The following is a 16146-nucleotide window of genomic DNA, read 5'->3' as shown; positions in this document are numbered from 1 at the left end:
GCCGCGGAACCGCACCGGGCCCGGGCGGTTGTCCCGGCATGGATGGGCGGTTGTCCCGGCATGGATATGGAAGCGCAGATCGTCGACGCCTTGCGGACGGAACTCCAGCGCCAGGCCGCCGAGGCGGACGGCGCCCTGCGGCTGAGCGAAGGGACGCCCGGGCGCGTGCGCATCGACGGTCCTGTGGATCTGGAGGCGCTGGCGATGGCGGTCGCCGGCTCGGTGGCTGGCGGGCCATAGGTCGGGTTGCGGGGCGGAAACGGCCGGCGCTAGGCTGGCGCCTGGTTAGCCTCGCCGGAGACTCGTCATGCCGCCAGCCCCCGCCGCTCCCGGCTGGCGCTTCTGGATCGATCGCGGCGGCACCTTCACCGACGTGGTGGCGCGCGCGCCGGACGGCCGCCTGAGCACCGCCAAACTGCTGTCCGACAACCCCGAGCAATACGCCGACGCGGCGGTCGAAGGGGTGCGGCGCGTGCTTGGCGCAGGCGCCGGTCCCCTGCCCGCCGGCCTCGTCGACGGCGTGCGCATGGGCACCACCGTCGCCACCAACGCCCTGCTCGAGCGCAAGGGCCAGCCCACCGCGCTGGCGATCACCCGCGGCTTCGGCGACGCCCTGAGGATAGGCTGGCAAAGCCGGCCCGACCTGTTCGCGCGCCACATCCGACTACAAGACCAACTCTATGATCGGGTCGTTGAGATTGACGAACGGGTCCGCGCCGATGGGGCCGTGGACAGGTCTTTGGATATCTTGGGGACGAGGCGGGTATTGCAGACGGCGTTCGGCGCCGGCTTCCGCGCCGTGGCCATCGTCCTGGTACATGGCTGGCGCTATCCGGAGCACGAACGGCAGGTGGCGGCGATCGCCTCCGAGATCGGCTTCAGCCAGGTCTCGGTCAGCCACGAGGTCGGCGCGCTGATCAAGCTGATCGGCCGCGGCGACACCACCGTCGCCGACGCCTACCTGTCGCCGGTGTTGCGCGCCTACGTCCACCACGTCGCTGGCGAACTGGGTGAGGCGACGCCGCTGCTGTTCATGCAATCGAGCGGCGGCCTGACCGCGGCGGACGCGTTCCGCGGCAAGGACGCCATCCTCTCGGGTCCGGCGGGCGGCGTGGTCGGCATGGCCGAGACCGCCCGCGTCGCGGGCTTCGACCGGGTCATCGGCTTCGACATGGGCGGCACCTCGACCGACGTCTCGCACTTCGCCGGAGAGTACGAGCGCACCGCCGACGCCGTCGTCGCCGGGGTGCGGCTGCGCGCGCCGATGTTGTCGATCCACACCGTGGCGGCCGGCGGCGGATCCATCTGCCGCTTCGACGGGGCGCGCCTCCGGGTCGGCCCCGAGTCCGCCGGCGCCGTTCCCGGCCCCCTCGCCTACCGGCGCGGCGGCCCGCTGACGGTCACCGACTGCAACGTCATGCTCGGCAAGCTGAAGCCCGAGTTCTTCCCGACGGTCTTCGGGCCCGACGCCGACCAGCCCCTCGACGCCGGCGCGGTGCGTGCGGCCTTCGAGGCGCTGGCGGCGGAGGTGACCAGGGCGACCGGGCGGGAAACCTCGCCGGAGGCGCTGGCGGAGGGCTTCGTCACCATCGCCGTGCAGAACATGGCCGAGGCGATCAAGTCGATCTCCATCCAGCGCGGCTACGACGTCACCCGCTATGTGCTGAACTGCTTCGGCGGCGCCGGCGGCCAGCATGCCTGCCTCGTCGCGGACGCCCTTGGCATGACGAAAGTCATGCTGCACCCCTTCGCCGGGGTGCTCTCGGCCTACGGCATGGGCCTGGCCGAGGTGCGGGCGATCCGCCAGGCCACCGCCGCCCTGCCGCTGGAGCCCTCCCGCGACGCGGAGATGGCCGACCGGATCGCGGGGCTTGCGGCCGAGGCGCGGGCGGAACTGACGGCCCAGGGCTTCGCCGACGACCAGACCGGCGTCTCCGCGCGGGCGGAGGTGAAGTTCGCCGGCTCCGACACGCCTCTCACGGTGCCGTTCGGATCGGCCGAGGCGATGCGCTCCGACTTCGAGACCTTGCACCGGAGGCGCTTCGGCTTCTTTGCCGAGGGCAAGGGCCTCGTGGTCGAAACGCTGGAGGTCGAGGCGGCAGGAGTGTCGCATCGCGTCGCGGAAGCACCCGGCTTCGCCGCCGACGGAACAGCCGCGGCTCTGGGCGCGATCCCGGTCTGGATGGCGGGAGAGCGCCGGGAAGCGCCGGTCTGGCGGCGCGAACAGCTCGCCCCCGGCGCGACCATCGACGGCCCTGCGGTGGTGCTGGAGGACACCGGCACCACCGTGGTCGAGCCCGGCTGGCGGGCGACGGTGGACCCGGCGCTGAACCTGATCCTCGAACGCGTCACGCCCCTGCCCGCCCGGACGGCCGTCGGGACCGAGGTCGATCCGATCCTGCTCGAGGTGTTCAACAGCCGCTTCATGGCCTGCGCCGAACAGATGGGCGAGGCGCTGAGGGCCACCGCCTACTCGGTCAACATCAAGGAGCGGCTCGACTTCAGCTGCGCCGTGTTCGACGCGGGCGGAGCGCTGATCGCCAACGCCCCGCACATCCCGGTGCACCTCGGCTCCATGGGCGAGAGCATCCGCACGGTGATCCGCTCCCGCGGCGACGCCGCCGACGGCCGGGGCATGAAGCCCGGCGACGTCTACATGCTGAACGCCCCCTACAACGGCGGCACCCATCTGCCCGACATCACCGTCATCCTGCCGGTCTTCCTCGACGGCGACGTCTCGCCCGCCTTCTTCCTCGCGGCGCGCGGTCACCACGCCGACATCGGCGGGATCACGCCGGGCTCGATGCCGCCCGGCTCCCGCACGGTCGAGGACGAGGGCGTCCTGATCGACGACTTCCTTCTGGTCGACGCCGGCGCGTTGCGCGAGGCGGAGACGCGGGCCCTGTTCGCCTCCGGCCCCCACCCGTCGCGCAACGTCGATCAGAACCTCGCCGACCTGAAGGCCCAGATCGCGGCCTGCGCCCGTGGAGCCGACGAGCTGGCGCGCATGGTCGGGGAGTTCGGCCGCCCCGCGATCGAGGCCTACATGGGCCACGTCCAGGCCAACGCCGAGGAGGCCGTGCGCCGCGCCATCGCGGCGCTGAAGCCCGGTTCCTTCGCCTTGGAGATGGACGACGGAGCGGTCATCCGCGTGCGCATCGATGTGGATCCGGCGACCCGCGGCGCGGTGGTCGACTTCACCGGCACCAGCGACCAGCGGCCGAACAACTTCAACGCCCCGCTGTCGATCACGCGGGCCGCCGCCCTCTACGTGTTCCGCACCCTCGTCGACCACGCCATCCCCCTGAACGAAGGCTGCCTCAAGCCCATCCGGCTGATCGTGCCGGAAGGCTCGATGCTCAACCCGCGCTACCCGGCGGCGGTGGTGGCGGGGAACGTCGAGACCAGCCAGGCCGTCGTCGACGCCCTCTACGGCGCGCTCGGCGTGCTGGCGGGCAGTCAGGGAACGATGAACAACTTCACCTTCGGCGACGCGACCCGGCAGTACTACGAGACCATCGCCGGCGGCTCGGGCGCCGGCCCGGACTTCGACGGGACATCCGCGGTGCAGACCCACATGACCAACAGCCGGCTGACCGACCCCGAGGTGCTGGAGACCCGCTTCCCGGTCCTGCTCGAGGAATTCTCAATCCGCCGCGGCTCGGGCGGCGCCGGTCGCCATCGCGGGGGGGACGGAGCGGTGCGGCGGGTGCGCTTTCTTGAGCCGATGACGGCGGCGATCCTGTCCAACCGCCGTCGCGTCCCGCCCTTCGGCGTGGATGGCGGCGCCCCGGGCGCTCCGGGCGTCAACCGGATCGACCGGGCGGACGGCTCCACGGAGACATTGGGCTCGACCGCCGAGGTCGAGATGGCCTCGGGCGACGTGTTCGTGATCGAAACGCCGGGCGGCGGAGGGTTCGGGAGGCCCTGAGGGCTTTCCGGCGGCGGCGAACGGCGCAACTCTCGCGCCGCAACGGAGGGGAACGTCGGATGTGGGTTCTACTGGGCATCGCCGTGCTGGTCGGCGGCTTCGTGGCGCGGCTCAATCCGCTGGCGGTGATCCTCGCCGCCGCAGTGGTCACCGGCGTGGCCGCGGCGTTCGCGCCCGGCGTCAGCCCCGCCGCGCTCTGGACGGCGGCGCTCGACACCATCGCGGCCTTCGGCAGGGCCTTCAACGACTACCGCTACATCAGCGTGATCTGGCTGGTCCTGCCGCTGATCGGCATTCTCGAACGCTACGGCCTGCAGGAACGGGCCCGCATCCTGATCTCCACGGCCCGGGGCGCCACCACAGGGCGCATCCTGCTGGCCTATTTCGTCCTCCGCCAGGTCAGCGCTGCGCTGGGCCAGACCAAGCTGGGCGGCCATCCGCAGATGGTCCGGCCGCTGATCGCGCCGATGGCCGAGGCGGCGGCCGAAGCGCGGCACGGGGACCTGCCGGACGCCGTCCGTTACCGGGTCCGCGCCCACGCCGCGGCGGTCGACAACATCGCCCTGTTCTTCGGCGAGGACATCTTCATCGCCATCGCTTCCATCCTGCTGATCAAGGGCTTCCTTGAGGCCAACGGCATCCTCGTCGAGCCGTTGCAGCTGTCGGTCTGGGCCATCCCCACCGCCATCGCCGCCCTGTTGGTGCACGGGACCCGGCTGGTGCTGCTCGATCGTTCGCTGGCCCGGCAGGTCGCCGCCCCGGAGGCCGGCCGATGATCACCCTGCAGTGGCTCTACATCTTCGCCGGCCTGACCTTCCTCGCCTTCGCCCTGCTCAGCGCCGGCGACCGCGCCAATCCGAAGCGGCTCGGCAACACCGCCTTCTGGGGCCTGCTGGCGGTCAGCTTCCTGTTCGGGTCCTACCTGTCCGACCTCGCCAACGGCCTGCTGGTCGTGGCGCTGGCCGTCATCGCAGGCTTCAAATGGCTGGGTCAGGGCAAGCCCGCCACCACCACGGGCGAGGAGCGGCTGGCGAGCGCTCAGCGGCGCGGCGACTGGCTGTTCGTCCCCGCCCTGCTGATCCCGGCGGTGGCCCTGCTGGGCGCGCTTGTGCTGGACAAGACAGTCATCTTCGGCGTGCCCCTGTTCGGGCCAGAGCAGCCGACGCTCATCGCTCTCGGCCTCGGGGTGGCCGCCGGCCTGGCGCTGGCCATGGCGTGGCTGCGGCCGCCGGTGCTGGCCCCGCTCCAGGAAGGGCGGCGACTGATGGATGCGGTCGGCTGGGCCGGCGTCCTGCCCCAGATGCTGGCCTCGCTGGGCGCCGTCTTCGTTATCGCGGGGGTTGGCGACCGCATCGGCGAGTTGTTCGCCACCTACTTGCCGCTCGACCACCGGCTGCTGGCGGTGATCGCCTACTGCGTCGGCATGGCCCTCTTCACCTTCATCATGGGCAACGCCTTCGCCGCCTTCCCGGTGATGACCGCCGCGGTGGGCCTGCCGCTCGTGGTCGGGCAGTTCGGCGGCGATCCGGCCATCGTCTGCGCCATCGGCATGCTGTCCGGCTTCTGCGGCACCCTGACCACACCGATGGCGGCCAACTTCAACGTGGTGCCCGCCGCCCTGCTGGACCTGCCGGACCGTGAGGCGCCGTTCAACGGCGTGATTCGGGTCCAGGTCCCGACCGCGGGCCTGATTCTCGTAATCAACATCGCCCTGATGTACTTCCTTGCCTTCCGGTTCTGATCGCATGCCGACGCTCGACGCCGCCCTCGCCTCCCGCTTCGCCGACGCCGCCCTCGACCACGTGACGCGCGAGTATCCGAACAAGCTGGACCATGTCCTGGCCGGGCCGGACGACGTGCTGGGCCCACGGGCCTTGCACCCGATCTTCTTCGGCAGTTTCGACTGGCACTCCTGCGTGCACGGATGGTGGACCCTGTTCACCCTGCTGCGCCGCTTTCCGGATCTGCCGGAAGCCCCCCGGATCCGCGCGCTGGCCGGCGAGCTGTTCACCGGAGCCAATGTGGCGACCGAGGCGGCCTATCTGGCGCGGCCGGAGAGTCGGGGGTTCGAGCGGCCCTATGGCTGGGCGTGGCTGCTGATGCTGGCGGCCGAGATGGACCGGCACGAAGACGACCAGGGGCGCCGCTGGGCAAGCGATCTCCGCCCGCTGGCGCTGGCGTTCGCCGAACGCTTCCGCGCCTTCCTGCCCCTCGCCGCCTATCCGGTGCGGGTCGGAACCCACTACAACACCGCCTTCGCGCTGCGGCTGACGCTGGACTGGGCCGAGATCAACGATCCGGCGCTGGCCGATCTTTGCCGAACCAGGGCGCTGGACTGGCACAGCGGCGACCGCGATTGCCAGGCCTGGGAGCCGTCCCAGGACGAGTTCCTGTCGCCGGCACTGATCGAGGCGGCGTTGATGCGTCGTGTGTTGCCTGCGCGGGCCTTCCTCGAATGGTTCGACGCCTTCCTGCCGCAACTGGCGGACGGCCAGCCGGCGACGCTGTTCCGGCCGGCGAGCGTCAGCGATCGGTCCGACGGCAAGATCGCCCATCTCGACGGTCTGAACCTCAGCCGGGCCTGGTGCTGGTGCGAGATCGCCGCCGCCCTGCCGCCGGGCGACCCGCGGGCGGCGGCGGCCATGGCGGCGGCAGACGTGCATCTGGCCGCGGCCCTGCCGCACGTCACCGGCGACTATATGGGCGAGCACTGGCTGGCGAGCTTCGCCCTGCTGGCCCTGACCGCCTGACCGCACCTGAAAGCTTGACTGTAAGGGACGGATGTAGCTCGGCTTCTTGCAGACCGTTCCGGAATGGAACATTGTTCCCTCTCGGGGGAGAGAGACCATGTTCGAGACGCTCCGCTGCCAATTGAAGGGAGGGCACCTGTTCGTCGACAGTCGCAGCCACCCGGGCATGCAGACCTGCGTCCGGTGCCGGATGCGCAAGCCGTTCGAAGGTTCCGCGGAGGCGCGGACGGCCGCAGAAGATGATCCCGGGAAGCACGGCGGCTAGACCAGCCGGCTCTGCACCACGGCGGCGGCGACGAAGCCGGCGAACAGCGGATGCGGTGCGAACGGCCGGCTCTTCAACTCCGGGTGATACTGGACCCCGATGAACCACGGATGGTCCGGCCGCTCCACGGTCTCGGGGAGCACCCCGTCTGGCGACAGCCCGGCGAAGACCAGTCCGGCCTCGGCCTCGATGGCGTCGCGGTAGTTGATGTTCACCTCGTAGCGATGCCGGTGGCGTTCGCTGATGGTCGTCGAACCATAGATCTCAGCGATCTTCGACCCTGGCTTCAGCGTCGACTCATAGGCGCCCAGCCGCATGGTGCCGCCCAGGTCGCCGCCGGCCGTGCGTTTCACCCGCTCGTTGCCTTGCGTCCACTCGGTCATCAGGCCGACCACAGGCTCCTCGGTCGGGCCGAATTCGCTGGAAGACGCCTTGGGGAAGCCGGCAAGATTCCGGGCCGCCTCGATCACCGCCATCTGCATGCCGAAGCAGATGCCGAAATAGGGGATGTTGCGCTCGCGGGCGAAGCGGGCCGCCTCGATCTTGCCCTCCGAGCCCCGCTCGCCGAATCCGCCCGGTACGAGGATCGCGTGGGCGCCCTGCAGGCGGGCGTCGCACGCCTCGCGATCGCCCTCGAACGTTTCGGCCTCGACCCAGTCGATGTTGACCTTGACGTTGTTGGCAACGCCCCCGTGGTGCAGCGCCTCAATCAGCGACTTGTAGGCGTCCTTCAGCACCGTGTACTTGCCGACCACCGCCACGGTCACTTCGCCGTCCGGATGCAGCCGGCGACGGGCGATCTCCTCCCAACGCGACAGGTCGGGAGCGGGGGCTTCCGAGAGCCCGAAGTGGGCCAGAACCTCGGCGTCCAGTCCCTCGCGGTGATAGTCCAGCGGTACGGCGTAGATGTCGGCAGAATCCATCGCCTGGATGACGCTGCTTTCGCGCACGTTGCAGAACAGGCCGATCTTGCGCTTTTCCTCCGGCGGGATTGGAAACTCGCAGCGGCACAGCAGGATGTCGGGCTGGATGCCGATCGAGCGCAGCTCCTTGACCGAGTGCTGGGTCGGCTTGGTCTTCATCTCGCCGGCCGTCTTGATGAACGGCAGCAGCGTCAGGTGCACGAAGCAGCTCTGGCCGCGCGGCAGGTCCTGGCCGAGCTGGCGAATGGCCTCGAAGAAGGGCAGGCCCTCGATGTCGCCGACCGTGCCTCCGATCTCGACGAGCACGAAGTCGACCGGCTCGCCGTCGTCGGTCAGGGCCGGCGACAGGCAGAACTGCTTGATCTGGTCGGTGACGTGCGGGATCACCTGCACCGTCGCGCCCAGATAGTCGCCGCGCCGCTCCTTCTCGAGGATGGTCTGGTAGATGCGCCCGGTGGTGATGTTGTCAGACTTCGCCGCCGAGACGCCGGTGAAGCGCTCATAGTGACCGAGGTCGAGGTCGGTCTCGGCCCCGTCGTCGGTGACGAACACCTCGCCGTGCTGATACGGGCTCATCGTGCCCGGATCGACGTTCAGGTACGGGTCAAGCTTGCGCAGGCGGACCTTGTAACCGCGCGCCTGGAGCAGCGCGCCGAGCGCGGCGGAAGCGAGGCCTTTTCCCAACGAGGAAACCACGCCGCCGGTGATGAACACATAACGAGGCATGGGGAATCACCTTAGCGCCGATTCGGCGCCGCTACTCCGGAGACTTTGAGGGCGGGAAGAGAAGGCGGGGATAAGCGCCCCGCCCACCTTATTCGGTCGGAGCCGGCTGGGCCGGAGCGGGCGCCGCGGAGGCGCCCGACAGGCTCGACTCGAGATCCTGCAGCGACGGAGCCGCCGGCTGGGCCGGGGCCGTCGGATCGGCGGCGGGCGCCGAGGAGGTCGACGGCGGCGCGGCCAGTTCGCCGACCGCATCGGCGTCGACGATCGAGCGGCTGGAGCGGTCCATGTTGCCGACGATGGTCAGGCCGATGGCGCACAGGAAGAACAGGATCGACAGGATCCAGGTCGTCCGGGTCAGCAGGTTGCCGGCGCCGCGGGCGGTCATGAAGCCCGACGGTCCCCCGCCCATGCCCAGCGCGCCGCCTTCGGACCGCTGCAGCAGGATCACGCCGGCGAGCGCGACCGAAATCAGGATCATGGCGACGAGGAGAATGGTCTGGAGCATGGCGGCCGATATGTGTGGCGCGGACCCGCGCCGATCAAGCGGCGGCGTCTATCATGGCGGCGGAGCGGGGGCTAGGGGTCAGGCCGCCCGCACGATGGTCAGGAAATCCGCGGCCTTCAGCGACGCTCCGCCCACCAGGGCCCCGCCCACCTCGGGCACGGCGAGAATGTCGCGGGCGTTGTCAGGCTTCACCGAGCCGCCGTAGAGGATCGGCGCCGTCGCCGCCGCGAGTCCGAGGCGTTCGATCATGGCGGCGCGCACGGCGCGGTGCACCTCCTCGATCTGCTCCAGCGTCGGCGTCAGTCCCGTGCCGATCGCCCAGACCGGCTCATAGGCCACGGCGAACTCGCGGCCCCCGGCCGCCAGCGGCAACGAATTCAGCACCTGCCCGCGCACCACCTCGACAGCGCGGCCGGCCTCCCGCTCCGCGAGGGTCTCGCCGACGCAGACGATCGGAGCCAGCCCGGCCTCGAGCGCGGCCGTAGCCTTGGCGGCGACCACCGCGTCGGTTTCGCCGTAGCCCTGTCGCCGCTCGGAATGGCCGACGATCACCCACGCCGCGCCAGCATCTTTCAGCATATCGGCCGAGATATCTCCGGTGTACGCGCCGCAACGCTCCGCTCGGCAGTCCTGACCACCCACCTCGACGGAGCTCCCTCTCAGGGCGACGCCCATGCGGTCGATCAAAGTGGCGGGCGGACACAGGACAACGCGGCAGGTGGCCGGGCCCTTCTCAAGCTCCGCGCGCAGCGCCTCCGCTTCGGTCAGGCTCGCGCACAGGCCGTTCATCTTCCAGTTGCCGGCGATCAGCTTCACGGATTGTTTCATGGACGCCTCTTTAGGGGTCGATCGCGTCATAGCCAAGCCGTCAGTCCGCTCTCGTCTTGCCGGGCGGGGCGATCAACCCCTATAGGCCGAAGCGGCTACTCTCGCCGCCCTTCCGCCCAGGACCGACCATGCTCACCGCGTTCCGCAACTTCGCCAAGTCACCGTGGGCCATCGGTCTGCTCGTGCTGCTCGCGCTGGGCCTTCTCGTCACCGGCGGCACGCAGATGGATGTGCTGGCGAACCTCGGACCCAAGCATGTCGTCAGCGCCGGCGACCGCAGCATCGACGCCGCTGAGTTCCGCGCCGACATGGAGCGGGTTCGCAGCCAGGCGCAGGCGCAGTCCGGCCAGGCGGTCAGCTTCGAACAGCTGGTCGGCGAGGGCGGAGAACTGGTCCAGTACCTGCGCCAGCGGTCGCAGCAGCTCGGCTTCATGGCCTGGGCCTGGAATGCGGGGGTGCGGCCCGGAAAGGAGCTGGTCCTCCGTCAGATCCGCCAGGCGCCCGCATTTTTCGACTCCGTGACCGGCCGCTTCAGCGAAGAGCAGTACCGGTCGGTTCTGGCCGAGAACAACGCCACGCCGGAGATGTTCGAGGAACAGCTGCGCGACGAGGTCGTCACCCGCCACTTCGGCGCCGCGATGGGCGCAGGCGCCCGGCTGCCGCGCGTCTATGGCGCCATCCTGGCCAACCAGGCGATGGAGACGCGCGACGGCCGCTGGTTCACCGTGACCCAGGCCATGGCCGGACGCGCCCCGACCCCGACCGAGGCGCAGCTGACGGCCTTCATGAACCAGAACGCCGCGCGGCTGCGCCAGCCTGAGTTGCGTTCCGGAACCCTGGTGCTCTTCGACAACCCCGCCGACACGGGGGGTGCGATTCCGGAAGAGCGGATTCAGGAGCGTTTCGAGTTCCGGCGCGAGTCCCTCTCCCGCCCGGAGCGGCGCACCTTCGTCACCCTGACCGCCCCCACGCGGGCGGCCGCCGAGCGCATCGCCGCCGCCCTGCGCGCGGGCCAGACTCCGGACGCTGTCGGCCAGGCCAACAATCTCCAGCCGGCCCGGTATGAGGACACCCCCCGCAGCGCCGTCAGCGATCCCGCGGTGGCGGCGGCCGTGTTCGGGCTGACGGAAGGCCAGGTCTCCGATCCGGTGCAGGCCCGGGTGGGCTTCGTCGTCGCCCGCGTGACGGGCGTCGCGCCGGGACAGGCCGTCACCCTTCCTGAGGTCCGCGACCAGGTCGTTCAGGAGCTTCGTCAGGAACAGGCCCGCGCGGCGGTGTTCGAGCGGGTCGAGGCCTACGACAAGGCCCGACAGGAAGGGAAGTCGCTGGAAGCGGCGGTGGCCGAAGTCGGCGCGCGCACCTTGCAGATTCCGCTGGTGACCCGCGAGGGACGCAGCCGCGAGCAGCCGGGCTTCACCGCTCCGCCGCAGCTGCTGGACGCGATGTGGTCGCTGGGCGCCAACGCCGCCAGCGAGGTCGTCGAGGCCGGCGGCGGCCAGTATTTCGTGGTCCGCGTCGACCGCGTCGTGCCGCCCGCCCTGCCCTCGCTCTCCGAGCCCGGCGTCCGCGAGCAGCTGACGGCGGCGTGGACGGCGCAGGAGAACGCCCGCCTGCTGAACACCCGGGTCGAGGCGCTGGCCGCCCGCATCCGCCGCGGCGAGGATCTGGCGGCCGTCGCCGCTTCCGCGGGCGCGAGCGTGACGACCGCCACCGCAGTCAGCCGACAGGACGAGGCCCGCGGCCAGGGCGTGCTGGCGGGTCTGTTCACGGCCGGACGCAACGAGGTCTTCTCCCAGCAGCAGAGCCAGGACAGCTTCGTGATCGGCCGGACCGACCGGATCACGCCGCCCAACCCGACGCTGGCCGCCCGTATGGCGGAACAGTTCCGCGCCCGCCTGGCCCCCGACAGCCTGAGCGCTCTTGGCGAAACGGCGGTCATGGCGGCCGCCGACCGGGTCGGGGCCGAGTTCGACGAGGCCGAAGCGCGCCGGGCTCTCGGGCTGGATCCGGCCACGGCCGCGGGTGCGCCTGCCGCTCCGGCGCAATGAGCCTGACCGATCGGGCCGGAGCCGATGTCGTCGTTCGCCGGTTGGTCGACGATCTTGAAACCCCGGTCTCGGCCTTCCTGAAGGTCGGCTGGGGCCGACGCCACGCCATCCTGCTCGAGTCGGTGGAGGGCGGCGCCGTCAACGGCCGCTATTCCATCATCGCCCGCGATCCCGACGTGGTCTGGCGCTGCCGCGATGGTCGCCCCGAGCTGGCCCGCGGCGACGACATCGCCGGCGAGCGGTACGCGAGCGACGGCGACGACGCGCTCGCCTCCCTGCGCCGCCTGATCTCCACCTCGCGGCTGGAGCTACCCGACGATCTGCCGCCGATGGCCGCGGGTCTGTTCGGCGTCTTCGGCTACGACATGGTGCGGCTGCTCGAGCCCCTCGGCGCGCCCAATCCTGACCCGCTGGATCTGCCGGACGCGGTGTTGACCCGGCCGGGGATCGTGGCGATCTTCGATTCGGTGAAGCACGAGATCGTGCTCGTGGCGCCCTGCTGGACCGACGGCGGCCTCGACGCCAGGACCGTAAGGGCCGAGGCCGAAGCCCGGCTGGACCGTTTCGAACGTGAACTGCGCGCGCCCCTTTCGGCCATCCCGACCGCGATGGAAACGCCCGGACCGGACTTCCGCTCGCCCGTCGACGAGGCGGCCTTCGGCGGGATGGTCGCGCGGGCCAAGGACTACATCGCCGCGGGCGACATCTTCCAGGTGGTGCTCAGCCACCGCTTCTCCACCGCCTGGGACGCCGATCCCTTCGCCTTCTACCGCGCCCTGCGCCGGCAGAATCCCTCCCCCTACCTGTTCTTCCTCGACTTCGGCGACTTCCAGCTGGCCGGCTCCAGCCCGGAGATTCTCGTCCGCCTCAAAGAAGGCCGGGTGACCATCCGTCCGCTGGCCGGCACGCGGCCCCGAGGCGAGACGCCCGAAGCTGACCGGGCGCTGGAGGCCGAGCTTCTGGCTGACCCCAAGGAGCGCGCCGAACACCTGATGCTGCTCGACCTCGGCCGCAACGACGTCGGTCGGGTGTCCGCTCCGGGCACGGTCGAGGTGACCGAGAGCTTCGTGGTCGAGCGTTACAGCTCGGTGATGCACATCGTCTCGGACGTGCAGGGCGTCGCCGACCCGAACCTGGACGCTGTCGACGCCCTGCTCGCGGCCCTGCCCGCCGGCACCCTGTCGGGCGCGCCCAAGGTGCGGGCGATGGAGATCATCGACGAGCTGGAGAGCGTCAAGCGGGGCGTCGGCTACGGCGGCGGCGTAGGCTACATCTCGTCGGGCGGCGAGGCGGACATCTGCATCGTGCTGCGCACCGCCCTGTTCGCGAAGGGCCAGGTGCACGTGCAAGCCGGCGCCGGCGTGGTCGCCGACAGCGATCCGGCCGCCGAGTATGCGGAAACGAAGGCCAAGGCGCGGGCGCCGATGCGCGCCGCCGGCGAGGCCTGGCGCTATCCGTTCGGGAACAGGGGCTGAGCCGCGGGCGGTTCGTCGAACCGGACCCCCGGCCCCAGCACCATCACGCCCGCCATCAGCACCGCCGCCGAGGCCGCCAGGGCGGCCGCGCCGAGCGCCGACACCGCTCCGCTACGCGTCGGCGGCGCGTCCAGCAGTCGTCGCGCCCGTGTGATTGCATCCTCGGCCATGCGCCCCTCCGTCGAGGGCCGAGGTTCGGCCGAACATGGTTAACCATTCCTTGCCGCAAGGCCGCTTGGCGCGCCCTGCCTTCACCCCTAGAAGCGCTGCATGATCCTCGTCGTCGACAACTACGACAGCTTCACCTGGAACCTGGTCCACTACCTCGCGGAACTGGGCGCCGAGACGCGCGTCGTGCGCAACGACGACCTCACCGCCGCCGAGGCGTGGGAGCTGGCGCCCGAAGCGGTGCTGTTGTCGCCGGGCCCGTGCTCGCCCAACGAGGCGGGCATCTGCCTCGACCTGCTGGCCACTTCGCCGGACACGATGCCGATCTTCGGCGTCTGCCTCGGCCACCAGGCTATGGGCCAGGCATTCGGCGGCGACGTGATCCGCGCAAAAACCCTGATGCACGGCAAGACCTCGCCGATCGAGCATGAGGGCAAGGGGGTGTTCCGCGGCCTGCCCTCGCCCTTCACCGCCACCCGCTACCATTCGCTGGCGGTGAAGCGGGACACCCTGCCCGACGTGCTGGAGGTCACCGCCTGGACCGCCGACGGCGAGATCATGGGCCTGTCCCACCGGACCCGGCCGATCCACGGCGTGCAGTTCCACCCCGAATCGATCGCCACCGAGCATGGCCACGACCTGCTCGCCAACTTCCTCGACTTCGCGGCGGTCAAGCGCCGGGCGATGGTCTGATGGCGGAAGGCTTCAAGCCCCTGCTGGCCAAGCTGGTCGACGGCCGCGTGCTGTCGGGCGAGGAGGCGCACGCCTTCTTCGCCGCCTGCCTGCGCGGCGAGCCGACCCCGGCGCAGGTCGCCGCCGCCGTCACAGCCCTGCGCATCCGCGGCGAGACGGTGGACGAGATCGTCGCCTTCGCCACGGCCATGCGTGAGGCGGCGCTGAGCCTCGACCATCCCTACGAGGTCGTCGACACCTGCGGCACCGGCGGGGACGGCCAGCACACCTGGAACATCTCGACCGCCACCGCCCTCGTGCTCGCCGGGGCGGGGCTGAAGGTCGCCAAGCACGGCAACCGGGCGATGAGCTCGAAGTCGGGCTCATCCGACGTGCTGGCGGCGCTGGGCGTCAACCTCGCCGCCACCCCGGCGCAGCAGCGTCGCTGCCTCGACGAGGCCGGCATCGCCTTCCTGTTCGCGCCGACCTACCACGGAGCCATGCGCCACGTGGGCCCGGTGCGGGCCGAGATAGGCTTCCGCACCGTGTTCAACCTCCTCGGCCCCCTGTGCAATCCGGCCGGAGCGCGGCGGCAGGTGATGGGAGTCTACGATCCCGCCCTGCTGGAGCCGCTCGCCGAGGTGCTCGGCCGGCTGGGGGCGAAACGCGCCTGGACCGTGCACGGCCAGGGCGTCGACGAACTGACCACCACGGGCGTCACCGAGGCCGCCGAGTGGAAGGACGGGACCGTGCGCCGCTTCCTCGTTACGCCGGAGGACGCCGGCCTTCCCCGCGCAGACCTCGCCGACCTGCGCGGCGGCGACCCGGAAGAGAACGCGGCCGCCCTGCGCGACCTGCTGGACGGGGCGACGGGCGCCTATCGCGACGTGGTGCTGCTCAACGCCGCCGCCGCGCTGGTGGTCGCCGACAAGGCCGACGACCTGCGCGAGGGCGCGGCACGGGCGGCCGAGACCATCGACTCCGGCGCGGCCCGCTCCGCCCTCGCCCGGCTGGTCGAGGTCAGCCATGTGCCGGTCGAGGAGTCCCCGCAGTGACCGATGTCCTCGCCCGCATCGCCGCCTACAAGCGCGAGGAGGTTGCGGCCCGCAAGGCGACGCTTTCGCAGGACGAGATCGAGGCGCGCGCCCGCGCAGCCTCGGCCCCGCGCGGCTTCCGCGCCGCGCTGGCGCGCCATATCGAAGAGACCGGCCGCCCTTCCCTGATCGCCGAGATCAAGAAGGCCAGTCCCTCGAAGGGCCTGATCCGCGAGGATTTCGATCCGCCGGCGCTGGCCCGCGCCTACGAGCGCGGCGGAGCGACCTGCCTGTCGGTGCTGACCGACGGCCCCAGCTTCCAGGGCGACGACGCCTTCCTCGTCGCCGCCCGCGACGCGACCGCCCTGCCCTGCCTGCGCAAGGACTTCCTCGTCGATCCCTGGCAGGTGGCCGAGAGCCGGGCCCTGGGCGCCGACTGCATCCTGATCATCCTCGCCATGATTGACGACGCCCTGGCCGCCGAGTTGCTGGCGGAGGCGGAACGGTTCGGCATGGACGCCCTGGTCGAGACCCACGACGAGGCCGAGATGGAGCGCGCCTGCCGCCTCGGCGGCGATCTGGTCGGGATCAACAACCGCTCGCTGCGCACCTTCGAGGTCGATCTGGCGACGACCGAGCGGCTGGCCATGCTCAGCCCGGTCAGGGCCCTCCTGGTCGCCGAGAGCGGCATTTTCACGCCCGACGACGTGGCGCGGGTCTCCGCCGCCCACGCCCAGGCCATCCTCGTTGGCGAAAGCCTGATGCGCCAAGCCGATGTGGAGGCGGCGACGCGGGCGCTGCTCGCCTGAGGCCACGGCTTG

Annotated in this window: 15 protein-coding genes; 11 read left to right on the top strand and 4 right to left on the bottom strand. The window is 70.9% G+C overall.

What is annotated here, in order from left to right:
• Positions 1-60: 60 nt before the first annotated feature.
• The 6 genes from BM333_RS09950 (at position 61) to BM333_RS15950 (ending at position 6946) form a co-directional block, all read left to right on the top strand.
• A complete protein-coding gene (locus tag BM333_RS09950) occupies positions 61-240 on the top strand; it encodes a hypothetical protein (protein WP_092310608.1) in 180 nt (59 codons plus the stop codon).
• A 67-nt stretch (positions 241-307) separates the two neighbouring features.
• Positions 308-3931 carry a hydantoinase B/oxoprolinase family protein gene (locus BM333_RS09945; protein ID WP_092310605.1) on the top strand — a complete coding sequence of 1208 codons (3624 nt, stop codon included), beginning with the start codon at positions 308-310 and terminating at the stop codon, positions 3929-3931.
• A 59-nt stretch (positions 3932-3990) separates the two neighbouring features.
• Positions 3991-4707 (top strand): DUF969 domain-containing protein, encoded by a 717-nt coding sequence (locus BM333_RS09940; RefSeq protein ID WP_092310602.1) that lies wholly within the window; start codon positions 3991-3993, stop codon positions 4705-4707.
• Positions 4704-5672 carry a DUF979 domain-containing protein gene (locus BM333_RS09935; RefSeq protein WP_092310599.1) on the top strand — a complete coding sequence of 323 codons (969 nt, stop codon included), beginning with the start codon at positions 4704-4706 and terminating at the stop codon, positions 5670-5672. The genes BM333_RS09940 and BM333_RS09935 overlap by 4 nt, the downstream gene beginning before the upstream one ends.
• 4 nt (positions 5673-5676) lie before the next feature.
• The gene (locus tag BM333_RS09930; protein WP_092310596.1) at positions 5677-6681 is read left to right on the top strand and encodes a DUF2891 domain-containing protein; all 1005 of its coding nucleotides are present in this window, start codon (positions 5677-5679) and stop codon (positions 6679-6681) included.
• A gap of 97 nt (positions 6682-6778) precedes the next feature.
• On the top strand, positions 6779-6946 hold the full coding sequence (locus BM333_RS15950) for a hypothetical protein (RefSeq protein ID WP_177221856.1): 168 nt from the start codon (positions 6779-6781) through the stop codon (positions 6944-6946).
• On the opposite strand, the gene BM333_RS09925 is transcribed toward BM333_RS15950, so the two are convergent.
• The 3 genes from BM333_RS09925 to tpiA form a co-directional block, all read right to left on the bottom strand.
• Positions 6943-8595: a CTP synthase gene (locus BM333_RS09925; RefSeq protein ID WP_092310593.1), complete on the bottom strand. Its 1653-nt coding sequence runs from the start codon at positions 8593-8595 to the stop codon at positions 6943-6945. The genes BM333_RS15950 and BM333_RS09925 overlap by 4 nt on opposite strands.
• 88 nt (positions 8596-8683) lie before the next feature.
• Positions 8684-9100 (bottom strand): preprotein translocase subunit SecG, encoded by a 417-nt coding sequence (gene secG / locus BM333_RS09920; RefSeq protein WP_218151446.1) that lies wholly within the window; start codon positions 9098-9100, stop codon positions 8684-8686.
• Positions 9101-9178: 78 nt separating this feature from the next.
• Positions 9179-9964, bottom strand: a complete 786-nt coding sequence (gene tpiA, locus BM333_RS09915; protein ID WP_425425125.1) for a triose-phosphate isomerase — start codon at positions 9962-9964, stop codon at positions 9179-9181.
• A 92-nt stretch (positions 9965-10056) separates the two neighbouring features.
• Here tpiA and BM333_RS09910 point away from each other — a divergent pair, with 92 nt between their 5' ends.
• Positions 10057-11976 carry a peptidylprolyl isomerase gene (locus BM333_RS09910; RefSeq protein ID WP_092310583.1) on the top strand — a complete coding sequence of 640 codons (1920 nt, stop codon included), beginning with the start codon at positions 10057-10059 and terminating at the stop codon, positions 11974-11976.
• Positions 11973-13451 carry an anthranilate synthase component I gene (gene trpE / locus BM333_RS09905; RefSeq protein WP_092310580.1) on the top strand — a complete coding sequence of 493 codons (1479 nt, stop codon included), beginning with the start codon at positions 11973-11975 and terminating at the stop codon, positions 13449-13451. Before BM333_RS09910 ends, trpE begins: the two co-directional genes overlap by 4 nt.
• Here the strand turns inward: trpE and BM333_RS15670 are convergent.
• Positions 13427-13621 carry a peptidoglycan-binding protein gene (locus tag BM333_RS15670; protein ID WP_143105804.1) on the bottom strand — a complete coding sequence of 65 codons (195 nt, stop codon included), beginning with the start codon at positions 13619-13621 and terminating at the stop codon, positions 13427-13429. The two genes, trpE and BM333_RS15670, sit on opposite strands and share 25 nt — an antisense overlap.
• A gap of 100 nt (positions 13622-13721) precedes the next feature.
• Here BM333_RS15670 and BM333_RS09900 point away from each other — a divergent pair, with 100 nt between their 5' ends.
• From BM333_RS09900 to trpC, 3 genes are read left to right on the top strand one after another with little or no spacing between them, the layout of a single operon-like run.
• Positions 13722-14312, top strand: coding sequence for an anthranilate synthase component II (locus tag BM333_RS09900; RefSeq protein WP_092310577.1), 591 nt, complete (start codon positions 13722-13724; stop codon positions 14310-14312).
• A complete protein-coding gene (trpD, locus tag BM333_RS09895) occupies positions 14312-15346 on the top strand; it encodes an anthranilate phosphoribosyltransferase (RefSeq protein ID WP_092310574.1) in 1035 nt (344 codons plus the stop codon). The genes BM333_RS09900 and trpD overlap by 1 nt, the downstream gene beginning before the upstream one ends.
• The gene (trpC, locus tag BM333_RS09890; protein WP_092310571.1) at positions 15343-16134 is read left to right on the top strand and encodes an indole-3-glycerol phosphate synthase TrpC; all 792 of its coding nucleotides are present in this window, start codon (positions 15343-15345) and stop codon (positions 16132-16134) included. The genes trpD and trpC overlap by 4 nt, the downstream gene beginning before the upstream one ends.
• Positions 16135-16146 lie beyond the last annotated feature (12 nt).

It is taken from the genome of Brevundimonas viscosa (genome assembly GCF_900116065.1).
GTDB classification, from domain to species: domain Bacteria; phylum Pseudomonadota; class Alphaproteobacteria; order Caulobacterales; family Caulobacteraceae; genus Brevundimonas; species Brevundimonas viscosa.
Note: the sequence above shows the minus strand (reverse complement) of the source record. Positions and strands in the feature narration are given on the sequence as shown.